Source organism: Nocardioides sp. B129/18, from assembly GCF_055282735.1.
This window is the reverse complement of record NZ_JBUZJI010000007.1, coordinates 1-15,167: the sequence shown is the minus strand read 5'-3', so window position 1 is coordinate 15,167 and position 15,167 is coordinate 1. Positions and strand designations below refer to the sequence as shown.

Sequence of the window (15,167 nt, the reverse complement as noted above, 5' to 3'; positions counted from 1 at the left end):
TCATGCCGGACAACCGGCCGCCCGTGTCGCACGTGCTGCTCTACTGGGCACATGAGCGCGTCCCCCACCCCTCTGGTCACCCGCCCCGTCGCCCTCGTCACCGGCCCCTCGGCCGGCATCGGCCTGGCCTTCGCCGAGCAGCTGGCGGCCGCGCGCCACGATCTCGTGCTCGTCGCCCGCGACGTCGCCCGGCTCGAGGAGCTCGCGGCCCGGCTGCGCTCCGAGCACGGGGTGGAGGTCGAGGTGCTCGGCGCCGACCTCGCCGACCGCGATCAGATGCGCCGGGTCGAGGAGCGGCTGGCCGACCGCGGCCGCCCGATCGACCTGCTGGTCAACAACGCCGGCTTCGGGCTCAAGGACCGCTTCCTCGGCAACTCCGCCGACCAGGAGACGGCGATGCTCGACGTCCTGGTCACCGCGGTGCTGCGCCTGAGCCACGCGGCGCTGGGACCGATGGCCGAGCGCGGGCACGGCGGCATCGTCAACGTCTCCTCGGTGGCCTCCTTCCTGCCCCGCGGCACCTACGGCGCCGCGAAGGCGTGGGTCAACCGGTTCGGCGAGTGGGCGGCGCACGAGTACCGCCCCCGCGGCGTCACCGTCACGACGCTGTGCCCGGGGTTCGTGCGCACCGAGTTCCACGAGCGCATGGGCGTCGCGCAGGACTCCGCACCGTCGTGGCTGTGGCTCGACGCCCACGACCTCGTGCGCCAGGCCCTGGCCGACCACGCGTCCGGCAAGATCTACTCGATCCCGAGCGTGCGCTACCAGGCGATCAGCACCGTGGCGCGCGTCGTGCCCAACGGCGTCCTGCAGCGGTTCCAGTCGCTGGGCCGGAAGTAGGGGCGCACGGAGCCCTCCGAGCAGCCCCGGGCTAGCCGCGGCTGACGATGCCGGGGGCCGGGGCCCCACGGCCCGCGGCGGCTGCGGCGTCGGCGGCCAGGGCCAGCAGGCGCTCGTACTCGGCCGGGGCGGTGGTGTTGCAGCCGAGCTCGTGGTCGACCTTGCCGGTGCCGTGGTGGTCGCTGGAGCCGGTGACGACGAGGTCGAGGTCGCGGGCGATCGCCCGCAGCCGCTCCCGCTGGCCGGCGTCGTGCTCCTGGTGGTCGACCTCCAGCCCGCCGAGCCCGGCCGCGGCCAGGCTGGCGAGGTCGGCGGCGTCGGGCACCTCCTCGCGACGTCGGCCCCAGGCGTGGGCGAGCACGCTGACGCCGCCGGCGCCACGCACCGCCGCCAGCACGTCGATCAGCGGAGCGGCGTAGCGGTCGACGTAGGCGGGCCGCCCGGGGTTGAGGTAGCGCAGGAACGCCTCGGCGCGGTCGGCGACCACGCCGGCGCGGATCAGCGCGTCGGCGACGTGCGGACGTCCCGGCGCGACGGCGTCGTCGTTGGCGGCGTGCACGTCGTCCTCGTCGACGTCGATGCCCAGGGCGCGCAGGCGTGCGATGGTCTGGGGCAGCCGGTCGACCCGGCCCTCGACGATCCGCTCGAGGTGCTCGACGAGCGGCGGATGCGTGGGGTCGGGCAGGTAGGCCAGCAGGTGCGCGCCGCGGCCGCGGTGACGAGTGCTGATCTCGATGCCCCGCACCAGCACGACGCCGTGGCGCTCGGCGGCCTGCGCCGCCTCGTCCCAGCCGGCGGCGGTGTCGTGGTCGGTGAGGCCGAGGACGTCGAGGCCCGCGGCGGCCGCCGCCTCCACCAGCTCCGCGGGCGACTGGGTGCCGTCGCTGGCCCGCGAGTGGGTGTGGAGGTCGATGCGCACGCCTCCACCCTACGAGGAGCAGAGCCCCGATCGGCCGCACGGAGGCGTGGGACGCCTCACCAGGCCGGGCCCGGGCCTCCGAACGGCAGCTCCACCAGGGGCGCCCCGACGCCGGAGACGTCGCGCAGGATCCAGTCGTCGCGCAGCAGCAGGATCGCCGACGCCGGACGCACGACGAGCCACAGCCACCGGCCCTCGGCCTCCCCCGCCACGACCGAGCGGTCGAGGTCGCCCTCGGCCCCGGCCACCGACACCGGCCACAGCGGCACGGCCTGACGCCCGACGCGCACCCGCACCAGCGGCGCCTGGTCCACGGGGGCGGGCCACGGATCGAGGTGGGTCAGGCCGGCGCAGCGGGCGCCGAGTCCGGTGGCGGCCTCCTCGACGACGACCGTGAGATCGACCGGCCCGTCGAGCTGGCTGGAGCCGCCGACGCCCGTGAGGGTCGCGCGGGTCGGCATCCCACCGCCGCCGACGGCCGCGAAGTCGGTGATGCGCCACCCGGGGCTCAGCGGCCAGGGCAGGTAGGTCGGGAACTCCCCCGCATGCAGCAGGTGGGCTGCGAAGCCGTCGTAGTCGACGTCGCCCGCGCGTCGCACCGCGGCGACCGGCCCGTGCTCGGGGCAGGAGTGCCCGGCCGCCGGATCCTCCGAGATCCGGCCCACGGGCGCCGCGCAGCGCGGGCACTCGGGGGCGGGGACGGTCGGCGGCACGCCCCTACGGTCGTGGGGCCCCTCCGTGCCCGTCAAGGCCCGTCAAGGCCCGTCACGGCCCGTCAGGCGTTCCAGCGCCGGATGACGGCGTCCTCGCGGTGGCGAGCCAGCACGCTGACGGTCGTCGTGCCGAGCACGAGGCGGCGTCCCTCGGAGACCGGCAGGCCGAGCCAGCGGGCCGCGAGCGCCGGGAGGGTGTGGCCGTGGGCGACGACGAGCACGCGCCCCTCGACCTCCGCGATCCGGGCCAGCACGCGGTCGATCCGGGCCGTCACCGCGTCCGCGTCCTCGCCGCCGGGGCTGGGATGGGTCCACACGCTCCAGCCGGGCACGGTCTCGCGGATCACGGCGGTGGTGATGCCCTCGTAGTCGCCGTAGTCCCACTCGACGAGGTCGTCGTCGACGACGGCGTCGGGGAAGCCGGCGAGCTCGGCGGTGCGCCGGGCCCGCTGGCGGGGGCTGGTGAGCACGAGGTCGAACCCGTCGGCGAGCCGCGGCGCGAGGGCGCGTGCGGCGTCCTCGCCGGCCGGCAGCAGCGGCAGGTCCGTCCTGGAGGTGTGTCGACCGGCCAGGCTCCACTCCGTGGCGCCGTGCCGGACCAGCCAGACCTCGTCGGCCATCGTTGAAGTCCCATCGTCGTCGGGCACCGGGACGTCCGCGGACCGCGGCGCCCCGACGCGTCAGTCCTGCGCGAGCACGACGATCCTGTCACCCGGCGCGACGACCAGGGACATCGACTTGGGCGGGTTGACCTGGACGCCGAACTCCGCGCCGCTCTGGGCCAGGGCGTCGGACTTCCAGCCGATGGCCGTCTCGCCGCGGCGGACGGCCCCCTCGACGACGCTGGCCCACGTGGCCTCGACGCCGGGTCGCAGGTACCACTCGGCGGGGCGCAGGTAGATCTCGGCGCCCTCGGCGCTGAGCAGCTCGGCGAAGACCGCCTCGAGGCGGGCGTCCTCGGAGAGCTGGGTGACGATGAGGCTGACGATCTCGCCGCTGACGACGACGTCGTCGATGTCGGCGACCTGGGCGAGCACCCGGTTGCGGTCGTCCATCATCTCGCTGACCACGGCGGTGTCCGTGGCGCCGAGGCGCCCGAGGATGTCGCGCACGTGGAGCAGGGTCACCAGCGTGCGGGCGTCGGCGGCCTGCGGCTCGAGGTCGTCGGAGTAGCAGAGCACGATGACCTGGTCGAGGCCCTCGACGACGTGCGCCTCGAGGGTGGTGCGGTCGGTGGTGGAGCCGCGGACCACCTCGACGGCCAGGGTCTCCAGGTCGGGCACCACCGGGACGCCGTGCGCGGTGAGCACGGTGATCGTCGAGCCGGGGGCGGCGTAGCGGTCCAGCTCGGCGAGCATCAGCGGTGCCCGCTCGTTCCAGCCGATCATCACCGCGCGTCCGGGGTGCGGCTCGACCGGCGTCGTGGTGCCGAGGTGCTCCTCGACGGGCTGGGCCAGGGCCGTGCCGGCGCCGTCGAGCACCGAGTCGTCCTCGGCGACGAGGATCAGCGTGTGGCCGGCGATCACGGTCTCCGGAGGCGGATTGAGCCGGCTGCCCTCGGGGCCGACCAGGCCGATGAGGCTCGCGCTCTCGAAGCGGTGCTGGGCCTGGGCGTAGGCGAGTCCGTCGAGCTCGTGCTCGGCGAGGAAGTAGATCTCGTCGCCGTCGTAGTCGAAGAGCTCGACGTAGACGGCCGAGGCGCCGGACTGCCGCGAGGTCTGGACGACGAGCTTGGCGACGGTCTCGCGGATGTCGAGCAGCGTGGTGCGCTCGGCGCCGACCAGGCGCGCGGCCTCGAGGTTGGTGGGGTTGCGGATCTCCGCGACGATGCGCGGGCCGCCCTCGCCCTCGTGGGTCAGCGCCAGCAGGGTCTTGATGACCTCGGCGTCGGGGTCCTCCGAGCCCGCGGGCGCCAGCAGGATCACCGAGCGTGCGCTGCGGTGGCTGGAGACGGCGAGGTCGTCGACGTCCATCGGCGAGCCGCTGCGACAGACCACGCGGGTGCCGCGCAGGTCGGGCACCTTGGCCCGCACCTCCTCCTCCATCTCCACCTTGTCGCGGTCGGCGAGGATCACGACGACCGGGCGGCGTCGGCTCTCGTTGGCGAGCGAGAGCTCGCGCAGGATCGTGAAGATCGACTCCGACCAGCCGAGGATGACGGTGTGGTCGCGCTCGAGCACGAGCGAGCGGCCGCGCTGCAGCTCGGCGATCTTGGCGTCGATGCCGGCGGCGATGACGCCGATGAGCGCGCTGACGATGAACAGGCCGCCGATCGTGAGGGCCAGCATCGTGAGGATGTAGCGCCACGGGTTGCCGACGTCGCCGGCCACGGTGCCCGGGTCGAGCGCGTGGAGCAGGGCGTTGAAGAGCTCGTCGCCGAAGCCGTCGCTCGAGGCGTCGTCGCCCCGCAGTCTGAGGGCGAGGGTGACGAGGGCGAAGAACGAGATCAGCACCAGCGTCGCGACGGTGAGCCAGGCGATGAGCGCCGGCGTCCCGCGCGACATCGAGTTGTCGAAGAGGTAGCGCGCTCGCTCGCGCCACGACGGCGCGGGGGCGGCAGGACGGCGCGGGGCGCTCGCGGAGGAGGCCGAGGCCCGCTCCCCCATCGCCTGTGCGGTGCGCTTGCGGAGCTGACGACCGGTCTGACCCATGGCCCTCATCGTCGTGCACCCGGGGGTGTGCCGGGGGCGGTTCTCCGAAAAAGCGACCGGCCCCCGGGACGTTGGTCCCGGGGGCCGGTCGAGGCGGTGCGCGAGCGGCGCGTCAGCGCGGCACGAGCGCCCACAGGTCGAGGTCGAGCAGGACGCCCTCGGCGTGCTTGCCGTCCTCGCCGCGCAGGGTCATCGAGGTGTCGCGACCGCGCGTGGCGACCAGCCGCAGGCGCAGGGCGCCGACGCCGGGCGCGGAGGTCTCGGCCTTGTCGAGCACCTCCGACCACGCGTAGACGGTGTCGCCGGCGAAGGCCGGGGCCACGTGGGCGCCGGCGTTGATCGCCACGATCGTCTGGGCGTTGGCCAGTCCGTTGAACGACAGGGCCCGGGCCAGGGAGATGACGTGGCCGCCGTACACGAGGCGCCGGCCGTCGGGGCGGGCCTCGGTGTTGAAGTGCACCTTGGCGGTGTTCTGCCACAGGCGGGTGGCCATCATGTGCTCGGCGTCGGTGAGCGTGACGCCGTCGACGTGGTCGATGCGCTCCCCCACCGCGTAGTCGTCGAAGCGGTGCGGCTCGCCGGCGGCCGCGACGTCGTAGTCGGTGAAGTCCAGGCCCTCGGGGATCACGAGGTCGGCGGGGTCGACGACGGCGGCCAGCTCGGGGACGACGGTCTCCGGCGCCGGGGCCTCGACGTCGCGCTTGTGCACCATCACCCAGCGCGCCCACTCCAGCACGGTGGCCCCGTGCTGGTCGGTGGCGGTGGAGCGCACGTAGACGACGCCGGTCTTGCCGTTGGAGTTCTGCTTCAGACCGATCACCTCCGAGCGCGTGCGCAGGGTGTCGCCGGTGACCAGCGGGCGGTGGAAGCGGCACTCGGCGTAGCCGAGGTTCGCGACGGCGTTGAGCGAGACGTCCGGCACCGTCTTGCCGAAGGCGATGTGGAAGCCGATGAGCTCCTCCACCGGCGCCTGCGGCAGCCCGACGGAGGCGGCGAACTGCGCCGAGGACGGCAGTGCGAACCGCGTCGGGTAGATGGCGCCGTAGAGGGCGCGGTCGCCGTCGGTGATCGTGCGCGGCGTCGCGTGCTCGATCACCTGGCCGAGGCTGAAGTCCTCGAAGAAGTTGCCGGGGTTGGTCTTGGTCTCGGGCATGGAAGCTCCTGATGCTCCGGGGGCGGGAGGTGGGGCGGGGTCAGCGGCCGGCGAGGCCGCGACCGGCCTGCACGCCCTTGAGGACGGCGGCGGTGGCCTGGCCCGCGCCCTTGCGCAGGGAGTCGCCGACCTGGTTCGCGACCTGGCCGGTGAGCTGCGTCGTCAGCGCGGTGGTGGTGGCCAGCGGGCCGACGACGGCGTCGACGAGCGTCTCGACGCGGGTCAGCAGGCCGTCGGCGCGGTCGAGCAGCGCCTCGAGGCGGTCGAGGGCGGCCTGGAGGTCGGCGGGGTCGGGGGCGCCGACGGGAGCGTCGGAGGGCCCGACGGGCGACACCGCCCCAGCCGCGGGGGCCGGGACGGTGTCGGTGACGTGCGGGTGCTGCTGGGTCACGACGCTCCGCTCAGAGGGCGTAGGTCGAGAGCAGCTGGCGGCCGATGATCATCTTCTGGATCTCGGCGGTGCCCTCGCCGATCAGCAGGAAGGCGGCCTCGCGGTAGAGGCGCTCGATCTCGTACTCCTTGGAGTAGCCGTAGCCGCCGTGGATGCGGAAGGAGGCCTCGACGACCTCGTTGCAGTACTCCGCGGCGAGGTACTTGGCCATGCCGGCCTCGACGTCGTTGCGCTCGCCCTTGTCCTTGATCCGGGCGGCCTTGACCATCATCGCGTGGGCGGCCTCGACCTTGGTGGCCATCTCCGCGAGCTTGAACATGATCGCCTGGTGCTGGGCGATCGGCTTGCCGAAGGTCTCGCGCTGCTGGGAGTACTGGGCGGCCAGCTCGAACGCGCGGTTGGCGACGCCGGTGGCGCGGGCGGCGACGTTGACGCGGCCGACCTCGACGCCGTCCATCATCTGGTAGAAGCCCTTGCCGGGCACGCCGCCGAGGATCTGGGCCTCGGTGGTGCGGTGGCCCTCGAGCACCATCTCGGTGGTGTCGACGCCCTTGTAGCCCATCTTCTCGATCTTGCCCGGGATGGTGACGCCCTGGGCGGTCTCGCCGAAGCCCGGCTCCTTCTCGATGAGGAAGGTGGTCATGTTGCGGTAGACCGAGTCGGCGCCCTCGTCGGTCTTGGCGAGCAGCGCGGTGAGGGTGGAGGAGCCGCCGTTGGTCAGCCACATCTTCTGGCCGGTGATCTCGTAGCCCTCGGCGGTCTTGACGCCCTTGGTGGAGATCGCCGAGACGTCGGAGCCGGTGCCGGGCTCGGACATCGAGAACGAGCCCCGGACCTCGCCGACGGCCATCTTGGGCAGGTAGCGCTGCTTCTGCTCCTCGGTGCCGTGGTGCATGAGCAGGTAGGCGACGATGAAGTGGGTGTTGATGACGCCGGAGACGCTCATCCAGCCGCGGGCGATCTCCTCGACCGCGAGCGCGTAGGTGAGCAGCGACTCGCCGAGGCCGCCGTACTCCTCGGGGATCATCAGGCCGAAGACGCCGAGCTCCTTGAGTCCGTCGACGATCGCCTGCGGGTACTCGTCGGCGTGCTCGAGCTCGGTCGCGACCGGCAGGATCTCCTTCTCCGTGAAGGCGCGGACGGCCTTCAGGATCTCGATCTGGTCGTCGGTCAGCCCGTCGGTCTGGCACAAGCGCATCTGCGGCATCCTTCGTGAGGCTCGGGGGGCGTTGCTGATCGCCCGCAACTTTATTACTCGCGAGTCACTTGCAACACCGTCGGCGGGAAGCGGTGAGCGTGATCACAGCCACTCTGACAGGCCGCAGGCTGCGAGGACGTCGCCCGGTGCCCAAGGGGTGGACACCCGGCCGGAGCGCGGCCGACCGGTAGCCTGCGCTCCGTGAGCAACGCGGCCCGGGTCTACATCGCACGCCTCGTCGGGCTCCCGGTCTTCGACCCCATCGGCGAGCAGGTCGGCAAGGTCCGCGACGTCGTCGCCTCCGTGCGCGCCGAGGGCAGCCAGCCGCGCGTGCTCGGGCTGGTCGCGGAGGTGTTCGGACGCCGCCGGATCTTCGTCCCGATGACCCGCGTCACCGCGATCGACGCCGGGCAGGTCTACACCACCGGCCTGCTCAACATGCGCCGCTTCGAGCAGCGCTCCACCGAGACCCTCGTCATCGCCCAGATGCTCGATCGCGCCGTCACCATCCCCAGCAGCGACGTCGCCGGCACCGTCTACGACGTCGGCATGGAGCAGGCGCGCAACCGCGACTGGGTCATCAGCCGCGTCGCGGTGCAGGAGCCCGGCAAGGGCCTGCGCCGTCGCGGGCAGACCCACGTCGTGGAGTGGCGCGACGTCGCCGGGCTCACCCGCACCGACCAGTCGCAGGCCGCCACCCAGCTCGTCGCGGCGCTCAACGACATGCGTCCGGCCGACGCCGCCAGCATGATCCACGAGCTGCCCGCCGAGCGGCGCACGGCGGTCGCCGCGGCGCTCGACGACGAGCGGCTCGCCGACGTCCTCGAGGAGCTGCCGGAGGAGGACCAGGTCGAGATCCTCGGGCGCCTGGACTCCGAGCGCGCCGCCGACGTCCTGGAGGAGATGTCGCCCGACGACGCCGCCGACCTCATCGCCGAGCTGCCGCCCGAGACCGCCGCCACGCTGCTCGACCTCATGGAGCCCGAGGAGGCCGAGGACGTCAAGCGCCTGATGTCCTACACCGCCGACACCGCCGGCGCGATGATGACCCCCGAGCCGGTGATCCTCGGCCCCGACGCCACCATCGCCGACGCCCTGGCCCACGTGCGCAACCCCGACCTCACGCCGTCGGTGGCCGCGCTGGTCTACGTCTGCCGCCCGCCGCTGGAGACCCCCACCGGACGCTTCCTCGGGGTCGCCCACATCCAGCGGCTCCTGCGCGAGCCCCCCTCGACCCTCGTGGCCGGCGCCCTGGACGACTCCCTCGAGCCGCTGCGCCCGGAGATGGGCAAGGACGAGGTCGCCGCCCACCTGGCCACCTACAACCTGGTCGCCGCGCCCGTGTGCGACGAGGCCGGACGCCTGCTCGGCGCCGTCGCCGTCGACGACCTCCTCGACCACATGCTCCCCGAGAACTGGCGCGACCGCGCCGCCGGACGGGAGGCCTGAGGTGGCCGAGAGCCGTCGCGAGCGCCTCGACACCCCGCGCGAGCAGCGTCGTCCGCTCGTCCCGCGGCCGCGCTTCGACTCCGACGCGTTCGGCGTCTTCGCCGAGCAGTTCGCCCGCTTCATGGGCACCGCCACGTTCCTGCTCTACATGAGCGCGTTCGTGGTGGTCTGGGTCGGCTGGAACCTCGCCGCGCCGTCGTCGTGGCGCTTCGACGAGTACCCCTTCATCTTCCTCACCCTGATGCTGAGCCTCCAGGCCTCCTACGCCGCGCCCCTCATCCTGCTCGCACAGAACCGGCAGGAGACCCGCGACAAGGTGATCGCCGAGCAGGACCGCCAGGCCAACACCCGCGCCCACGCCGACATGGAGTTCCTGGCCCGCGAGGTCGCCTCGCTGCGGATGGCGCTGGGCGACATGGCCACCCGCGACTACCTGCGCTCGGAGCTGCGCGGCCTGCTCGGCGAGCTCGACGACCGCCAGGCGGTGCGCGAGGCCGGCCGGGACAGCGGCCGGGACGCCAGCCGGGACGCCGAGCAGGACGACGCCCCCTCACCCTGACGGACTCGGGCCGCTCCCCCGGCTCTGCCACCGTGGATGGGGTCCCGTTCTCGGCGTCGGGACCTCACCGCGCGGCCCATCGCTCGGGTCTCGGCGCCCCGACCTCTGGAGCAGGCATGACCCCGACCCCCGGTCAGACCCCCGCACCCCTGCGTCGCCGTCGCGGCGCCCGCGTCACCGTGGCGACGCTGCTCGCCGCGGCCGCCACCACCTCCCTCGGCTCCCTCGCCGGACTCCCCGGCGTGGCCCAGGCCGACTCCGCGCGCGTCGCCTCCCACCACGGCGGCGCGCACGCCCCCGCGCCGTTCCCGAGGCGCATCGAGCTGCCCGACGGCTTCCAGCCCGAGGGCATCACCATCGGTCCTCGCGCCCAGGCCTACCTCGGCTCCCGCGCCGACGGCGACCTCTATCGCGTCGACCTGCGCACCGGGCGCGGCGAGACCATCAGCCAGGGCCCCGGCACCGCGTCGGTGGGCCTGAAGATCGACCGGCTCGGACGCCTCTTCGTCGCAGGCGGGCCGTCGGGCACCGTCCGGGTCGTCGACTCGCGCACAGGCGAGCTCCTGCGCACCTATCGAGTGGCTCCCGAGGGCGCCACCAGCTTCGTCAACGACGTGCTGATCACCCGCCGGGCGGTGTGGGTCACCGACTCCCGCAACGCCGTGCTCACCGAGATCCCGCTCGGCCGCGGCGGACGCCTGCCGGCGCAGGCGCGCTCGCTGCCGCTCTCGGGCGCGTGGGTGCAGGACGACGGCGTCAACAACGCCAACGGCCTCACCACCACCCCCGACGGATCGGCCCTGCTCGTCGTCGACTCCTCCTCCGGCGAGCTGCACCGCGTCGACCCGCGCACCGGCGTCACCACCGTCGTCGACCTCGGCGGCGCGCTGCTCACCAACGGCGACGGCCTGCTCCGCTCGGGCCGCACGCTCTACGGCGTGCAGAACCGGCTGAACCAGGTGGCGGTGATGCGACTCTCCGAGGACGGCCGCCGCGGCACCGTCACCCGCACGCTGACCAGCCCGGACTTCGACGTGCCCACCACGGTGGCGCGCCTGGGCGAGCGTCTGTACCTGCCCAACGCCCGGTTCTCCACCACCCCGACGCCGACGACGGAGTACTGGATCACCGCCATCGACGCGCGCTGACCACGCCCTCGCCGAGCACCGGCTCCGGGTCGTGCCGTCCGCGTCGGGAGGCGCGGGCGGCGCGACCCTGGGCGGCGCCTAGACTGGACGCATCATGAGCGACTCCCTCCTCGAGCAGGTCAACGCCGCCCTGGCGACCGTCAACGACCCCGAGATCAAGCGTCCGATCACCGACCTCGGCATGGTCGAGTCGGTGGCCATCGACGACGGCGTCGTCAGCCTCACGGTGCTGCTCACCGTCGCGGGCTGCCCGCTGAAGGACACCATCAACCGCGACGTCACCGCCGCGGTCGGGAAGGTCCCCGGCGTCAGCGACGTCCGCCTCACGCTCGGGGTGATGAACGACGAGCAGCGTGCGGCGCTGCGCGAGACCCTCGGCCAGGGCGCCGCTCAGCGCGAGATCCCCTTCGCCCAGCCGGGCTCGCTCACCAAGGTCTACGCCATCGCCTCGGGCAAGGGCGGCGTCGGCAAGTCCTCGGTCACGGTGAACCTGGCGCTGGCGATGGCCGCCCAGGGCCTCAAGGTCGGCGTCGTCGACGCCGACATCTACGGCCACTCGGTGCCGGCGATGCTCGGCGTGGCCGAGAGCCGCCCCACCCAGGTCGACGACCTCATCATGCCCGTGCCGACCCCCTCGGGCGTCTCGGTCATCTCCATCGGCATGCTCAAGCCGCGCCGCGACCAGGTCGTCGCCTGGCGCGGCCCGATGCTCGACCGCGCGCTCGTGCAGATGCTCGCCGACGTCTACTGGGGCGACCTCGACGCCCTGCTCCTCGACCTGCCCCCGGGCACCGGCGACATCGCGATCTCCCTGGGCCAGCACCTGCCCGGCGCCGAGGTCGTCGTCGTCACCACGCCGCAGGAGGCCGCCGCCGAGGTCGCCGAGCGCGCCGGCACGATGGCCTCGATGATGCACCAGCGCGTCGTCGGCGTCGTGGAGAACATGAGCTACTACCAGCACACCAACCCCGACGGCTCCCAGGAGCGCCTGCACATCTTCGGCACCGGCGGTGGCGAGCGGGTGGCCCAGACCCTCTCCGAGCGCTTCGGCTACGACGTCCCGCTGCTCGGTCGGATCCCGCTGGAGCCCTCCCTGCGCGAGGGCGGCGACGCCGGCAAGCCGGTCGTCGACGCCGACCCCACCGCCCCGTCGGCGGTCGCGCTCACCGAGATCGCCCAGCGCCTGGCCGGTCGCGGACGCGGCCTCGCCGGCATGCAGCTGGGGCTCACCCCGAGCAACCGACTCTGAGCGAGTCGGGGCCCCCGCCGACGCGGCCACCCACCTGACGTCTAGGCTTCCCTCGTGTTCGGCATCGGCTTCCTCGAGCTCGCGGTGATCGCCGTCGTGGCGATGGTCGCGTTCGGGCCGGAGCGACTCCCCGAGTTCGCCCGGCAGGCCGCGAAGATGCTGCACCAGGCCCGCAAGATGGCCTACGCCGCCCGCGACGAGCTGCGCGACGAGCTCGGCCCGGAGTACGCCGACCTCGACCTGCGCGACCTCGACCCCCGCCAGATCGTGCGCAAGCACATCATGGAGGCGATGGAGGACGTCGAGGCCGAGGAGGCCCAGCGGCGTCGCGAGGACGGCGCGCCGCTCATCGAGGGCGACGTCCCGCCCTTCGACGTCGACGCCACCTGAGGCGTCTCAGACCTCGCGGCTGGCGAGACCCGCGATCGCGGCGAGCGGCACGAGCACCTGGTCTCCCCCGGGCCCGAGGACCTCGACGAAGTCCGCGCCGATGCGCCGGATCGCCGACTCCAGACGTCCGCCGTCGCGGCGCTGCAGGGTGACGCTCAGCCCGCCGTCGGCCAGGCGGCGCAGCACCGAGCCGACGCCGAGGCCGGCCAGCGGCGACCACGCCACCTCTGGCACCGAGCGCGGGCTCGCCCCCAGCACCGCCTGCACGGCGTCGTGGAGGACGATCCAGTCGCGTCCGGAGACCCGCAGATGGCTCCAGGTCGCGGTGACCCGCACCAGCTCGCCGCGGATCCAGCCGACGTGCGGCACCTCGAGGCCGACGACGGACCCGATGGACGCCATCAGTCGGCCGGCCAGGGCGACCTGCTGGTACTCGCTGCGCACCCGGTCGGCGAGCTCGAGCCCGCGCTCGGCGTCGTAGAGCGCCTCCGCCTGCTGCTCGAGCTCGGCGAGGACGTCGAAGAGGGACTCCTCGTGCACGACGGCGCGGGGAGTGCGGCTCAGCCGCCGACGGGGCCGCCGATCGGACCGACCGGCACCGGCGGGCCGACGGGCGAGGAGCCTGCCACGGCGACGAACGTCCCGATCTGGAGCGCGACGGTGAGCAGTCCGTAGACGACCCAGGCGACGCGCACCGCGATCGAGGAGCGGCGGTAGGTGGTGCCGGCGGCGGCGAGGCCCGCGACGAGGCCGCCGAGCGGGAAGGCCGTGGCGGCGAGGACGCCGACGACCCACACGAGCGTGACCAGGAGCCCCGGACGGGGCGATGCGGCGAACGCGGTGGGGCTGGTGTCCATCAGAGACCTCCGAGATAGGCGGGACGTCGCGACGCTAGCAGCGGGCGCGACCGATCGTCATCGGCGACGTCGCCGCACGCTGTGGACGAATCGTTGACAGGAGGATCCAACGCGCCTTGACTGATGCAAACGGACGCAAACGCATAGTTCTCGGGAGGAACGATGGCGAGTCGGCGCATCGTGGTCGTGGTGGCGGCCACGCTCGCGGCGCTGATGCTCGCCGGGCTGCTGGTCTCGGACCTGCGGATGCCCCGCGCTCCGGCCGACGCCGTCGTCGCGCTCGCCGAGCTCACGCTCCTGGCCTGCCTGACCTGGCTGTGGGCGGTCTGCCTGGCCGTGGTCCGCGAGGCGGGGGGTCGACGCCCCGGCCGGCTCGCCGCACGCGCCCCGGCCCGTCTGCGGCGCGTCGTGCTGCTCGCCTGCGGCGTGGCGCTCACCTCCTCGCTCAGCACGGGCCTCGCCCTCCCGGCTCCCGCAGACGCCCCCGGCGCCGACCCGCAGCCCATCCCGCCCGTCGCCGCGTCCACGGTCGCGAGCGACCTCGACGGACTCCCCTACCCCCGGCTCCCGAGCACGCCCGAGACCACACCTGAGTCGGCCACGGCGCCCGAGTCGGCGCCCACGCTCGCGCCGTCGGCCCTCGCGTCGGACGCGAGCGCCCCCGTCCCCGCCGCGGCACGCGCTCCGCGGGAGCACCGCTCTCCCTCGTTCGTCCTGGTGCGCCCGGGCGACTCCCTGTGGTCGATCACCGCCGCCCTGCTCGAGGCCGGCTCCGGCCGTGCTGTCGACGACGCCGCCGTCGCGGCCGCCTGGCCGCGACTGCACCGGGCGAACCGGCACGCGGTGCCCGACCCCGACCTCCTGCGCGTCGGCCAGCGGCTGCGCGTCCCCCACGACCTCGTCGCGACGGCGCCCGCCGCCGCGTCCCACCGCCCCCTGCACCCGTCTCCGCTCGGAAGGACACGACCATGACCCGCACCTCCTCGCGCTCCCGCGCCCACGCCCCCGTCGTCCCCCTGCGGCACGGCCCCGCCGCTCGCCCCCGCATCGGACTCGCGGAGGTGCAGGGCTCCCTCGCACTGGACCTCGGCGCCGTCGCACTGCGCGCGCCGGAGCTGGCCCCCAGCCCGGCCTCCGACGTCGCGTCCGAGGCTCACGACGGCCCGGCAGCACAGGTCGTGCCGATCTCCCAGGCCGGCGAGCTGGTCCGCCAGCGTCACCTCCAGGGCGAGGTGTGGGCCCAGCGCTACCTCCAGGCCGCCGTCGAGATCGCCGGAGGCGCCCGTCCCCCGAGCCAGCTGGTGCGCTGGTCGACGCGAGCCGTCCACGAGGACCTCCGGCGCCGGGCCGTCCTGGTCGCCCGCGCGGCCGGCTCTCGGTCCGGCCAGCATCGGCCCCACCCGGCCCGTCCCCACCTGGTGAGCGTGCGCAGCAGCGTCATCCGGCCCGGCGTGCTCGAGACCTGGGCCCACGTGCGCTACGGCGAGCGGTCCCGGGCCGTCGCCGCCCGCTTCGAGCTGCGCCAGGGCCGCTGGTGCTGCACGGCGCTCGAGTTCGCCTGAGGCGCCGCGCACCGCGCACACGAACGCCGACGGGCGCCGCCGCCTCGGGCCGCAGACCCCGGTGCCCGGCGTGCTCGCCGCCGGCGCC

General features: G+C 74.0%; 17 protein-coding genes. 8 read left to right on the top strand and 9 right to left on the bottom strand.

Annotated features, from left to right (window positions below):
• Positions 1–51: 51 nt before the first annotated feature.
• Positions 52–840, top strand: a complete 789-nt coding sequence (locus tag ACZDWJ_RS06955; protein WP_463520206.1) for an SDR family NAD(P)-dependent oxidoreductase — start codon at positions 52–54, stop codon at positions 838–840.
• 31 nt (positions 841–871) lie between these two features.
• Here ACZDWJ_RS06955 and ACZDWJ_RS06950 read toward each other — a convergent pair whose 3' ends face one another.
• The 7 genes from ACZDWJ_RS06950 to ACZDWJ_RS06920 all read right to left on the bottom strand — a co-directional run bounded on the left by ACZDWJ_RS06950 (position 872) and on the right by ACZDWJ_RS06920 (position 7,865).
• Positions 872–1,759, bottom strand: a complete 888-nt coding sequence (locus ACZDWJ_RS06950) for a PHP domain-containing protein (protein WP_463520205.1) — start codon at positions 1,757–1,759, stop codon at positions 872–874.
• A gap of 56 nt (positions 1,760–1,815) precedes the next feature.
• Positions 1,816–2,472 carry a DUF6758 family protein gene (locus tag ACZDWJ_RS06945; protein ID WP_463520204.1) on the bottom strand — a complete coding sequence of 219 codons (657 nt, stop codon included), beginning with the start codon at positions 2,470–2,472 and terminating at the stop codon, positions 1,816–1,818.
• Between the two features lie 62 nt (positions 2,473–2,534).
• Positions 2,535–3,119 carry a histidine phosphatase family protein gene (locus tag ACZDWJ_RS06940; RefSeq protein WP_463520203.1) on the bottom strand — a complete coding sequence of 195 codons (585 nt, stop codon included), beginning with the start codon at positions 3,117–3,119 and terminating at the stop codon, positions 2,535–2,537.
• Between the two features lie 33 nt (positions 3,120–3,152).
• The gene (locus ACZDWJ_RS06935) at positions 3,153–5,123 is read right to left on the bottom strand and encodes a CASTOR/POLLUX-related putative ion channel (protein WP_463520202.1); all 1,971 of its coding nucleotides are present in this window, start codon (positions 5,121–5,123) and stop codon (positions 3,153–3,155) included.
• 112 nt (positions 5,124–5,235) lie between these two features.
• Entirely contained in the window at positions 5,236–6,276 is a 1,041-nt protein-coding gene (locus ACZDWJ_RS06930; RefSeq protein WP_463520201.1) for a MaoC family dehydratase, read from the bottom strand.
• A gap of 40 nt (positions 6,277–6,316) precedes the next feature.
• Complete coding sequence (locus ACZDWJ_RS06925; protein ID WP_463520200.1) at positions 6,317–6,667, bottom strand: hypothetical protein; 351 nt, start codon at positions 6,665–6,667, stop codon at positions 6,317–6,319.
• 10 nt (positions 6,668–6,677) lie between these two features.
• A complete protein-coding gene (locus tag ACZDWJ_RS06920) occupies positions 6,678–7,865 on the bottom strand; it encodes an acyl-CoA dehydrogenase family protein (protein WP_463520199.1) in 1,188 nt (395 codons plus the stop codon).
• 201 nt (positions 7,866–8,066) lie between these two features.
• On the opposite strand from ACZDWJ_RS06920, the gene ACZDWJ_RS06915 reads away from it, so the two are divergent.
• The 5 genes from ACZDWJ_RS06915 (at position 8,067) to ACZDWJ_RS06895 (ending at position 12,660) form a co-directional block, all read left to right on the top strand.
• On the top strand, positions 8,067–9,314 hold the full coding sequence (locus tag ACZDWJ_RS06915) for a magnesium transporter MgtE N-terminal domain-containing protein (RefSeq protein ID WP_463520198.1): 1,248 nt from the start codon (positions 8,067–8,069) through the stop codon (positions 9,312–9,314).
• Position 9,315: 1 nt separating this feature from the next.
• Entirely contained in the window at positions 9,316–9,873 is a 558-nt protein-coding gene (locus tag ACZDWJ_RS06910; protein ID WP_463520197.1) for a DUF1003 domain-containing protein, read from the top strand.
• A gap of 116 nt (positions 9,874–9,989) precedes the next feature.
• Positions 9,990–11,021 (top strand): SMP-30/gluconolactonase/LRE family protein, encoded by a 1,032-nt coding sequence (locus ACZDWJ_RS06905; RefSeq protein ID WP_463520196.1) that lies wholly within the window; start codon positions 9,990–9,992, stop codon positions 11,019–11,021.
• A 94-nt stretch (positions 11,022–11,115) separates the two neighbouring features.
• The gene (locus tag ACZDWJ_RS06900; RefSeq protein WP_463520195.1) at positions 11,116–12,270 is read left to right on the top strand and encodes an Mrp/NBP35 family ATP-binding protein; all 1,155 of its coding nucleotides are present in this window, start codon (positions 11,116–11,118) and stop codon (positions 12,268–12,270) included.
• Positions 12,271–12,324: 54 nt separating this feature from the next.
• Entirely contained in the window at positions 12,325–12,660 is a 336-nt protein-coding gene (locus tag ACZDWJ_RS06895) for a sec-independent translocase (RefSeq protein WP_463520194.1), read from the top strand.
• Positions 12,661–12,666: 6 nt separating this feature from the next.
• On the opposite strand, the gene ACZDWJ_RS06890 is transcribed toward ACZDWJ_RS06895, so the two are convergent.
• A complete protein-coding gene (locus tag ACZDWJ_RS06890; RefSeq protein ID WP_463520193.1) occupies positions 12,667–13,200 on the bottom strand; it encodes a hypothetical protein in 534 nt (177 codons plus the stop codon).
• A gap of 20 nt (positions 13,201–13,220) precedes the next feature.
• The gene (locus ACZDWJ_RS06885; RefSeq protein ID WP_463520192.1) at positions 13,221–13,517 is read right to left on the bottom strand and encodes a hypothetical protein; all 297 of its coding nucleotides are present in this window, start codon (positions 13,515–13,517) and stop codon (positions 13,221–13,223) included.
• 162 nt (positions 13,518–13,679) lie between these two features.
• Here ACZDWJ_RS06885 and ACZDWJ_RS06880 point away from each other — a divergent pair, with 162 nt between their 5' ends.
• Positions 13,680–14,489: a LysM peptidoglycan-binding domain-containing protein gene (locus ACZDWJ_RS06880; RefSeq protein ID WP_463520191.1), complete on the top strand. Its 810-nt coding sequence runs from the start codon at positions 13,680–13,682 to the stop codon at positions 14,487–14,489.
• Entirely contained in the window at positions 14,486–15,079 is a 594-nt protein-coding gene (locus ACZDWJ_RS06875; protein WP_463520190.1) for an Rv3235 family protein, read from the top strand. Before ACZDWJ_RS06880 ends, ACZDWJ_RS06875 begins: the two co-directional genes overlap by 4 nt.
• Positions 15,080–15,167: the final 88 nt, after the last annotated feature.

Excerpts from the sequence above, each read along its gene's own strand:
- ACZDWJ_RS06955 (WP_463520206.1), top strand. The coding sequence starts at position 52 with ATGAGCGCGTCCCCCACCCCTCTGGTCACCCGCCCCGTCGCCCTCGTC.
- ACZDWJ_RS06935 (WP_463520202.1), bottom strand. The coding sequence starts at position 5,123 with ATGGGTCAGACCGGTCGTCAGCTCCGCAAGCGCACCGCACAGGCGATG.
- ACZDWJ_RS06930 (WP_463520201.1), bottom strand. The coding sequence starts at position 6,276 with ATGCCCGAGACCAAGACCAACCCCGGCAACTTCTTCGAGGACTTCAGC.
- ACZDWJ_RS06920 (WP_463520199.1), bottom strand. The coding sequence starts at position 7,865 with ATGCGCTTGTGCCAGACCGACGGGCTGACCGACGACCAGATCGAGATC.
- ACZDWJ_RS06905 (WP_463520196.1), top strand. The coding sequence starts at position 9,990 with ATGACCCCGACCCCCGGTCAGACCCCCGCACCCCTGCGTCGCCGTCGC.
- ACZDWJ_RS06900 (WP_463520195.1), top strand. The coding sequence starts at position 11,116 with ATGAGCGACTCCCTCCTCGAGCAGGTCAACGCCGCCCTGGCGACCGTC.
- ACZDWJ_RS06885 (WP_463520192.1), bottom strand. The coding sequence starts at position 13,517 with ATGGACACCAGCCCCACCGCGTTCGCCGCATCGCCCCGTCCGGGGCTC.
- ACZDWJ_RS06880 (WP_463520191.1), top strand. The coding sequence starts at position 13,680 with ATGGCGAGTCGGCGCATCGTGGTCGTGGTGGCGGCCACGCTCGCGGCG.
- ACZDWJ_RS06875 (WP_463520190.1), top strand. The coding sequence starts at position 14,486 with ATGACCCGCACCTCCTCGCGCTCCCGCGCCCACGCCCCCGTCGTCCCC.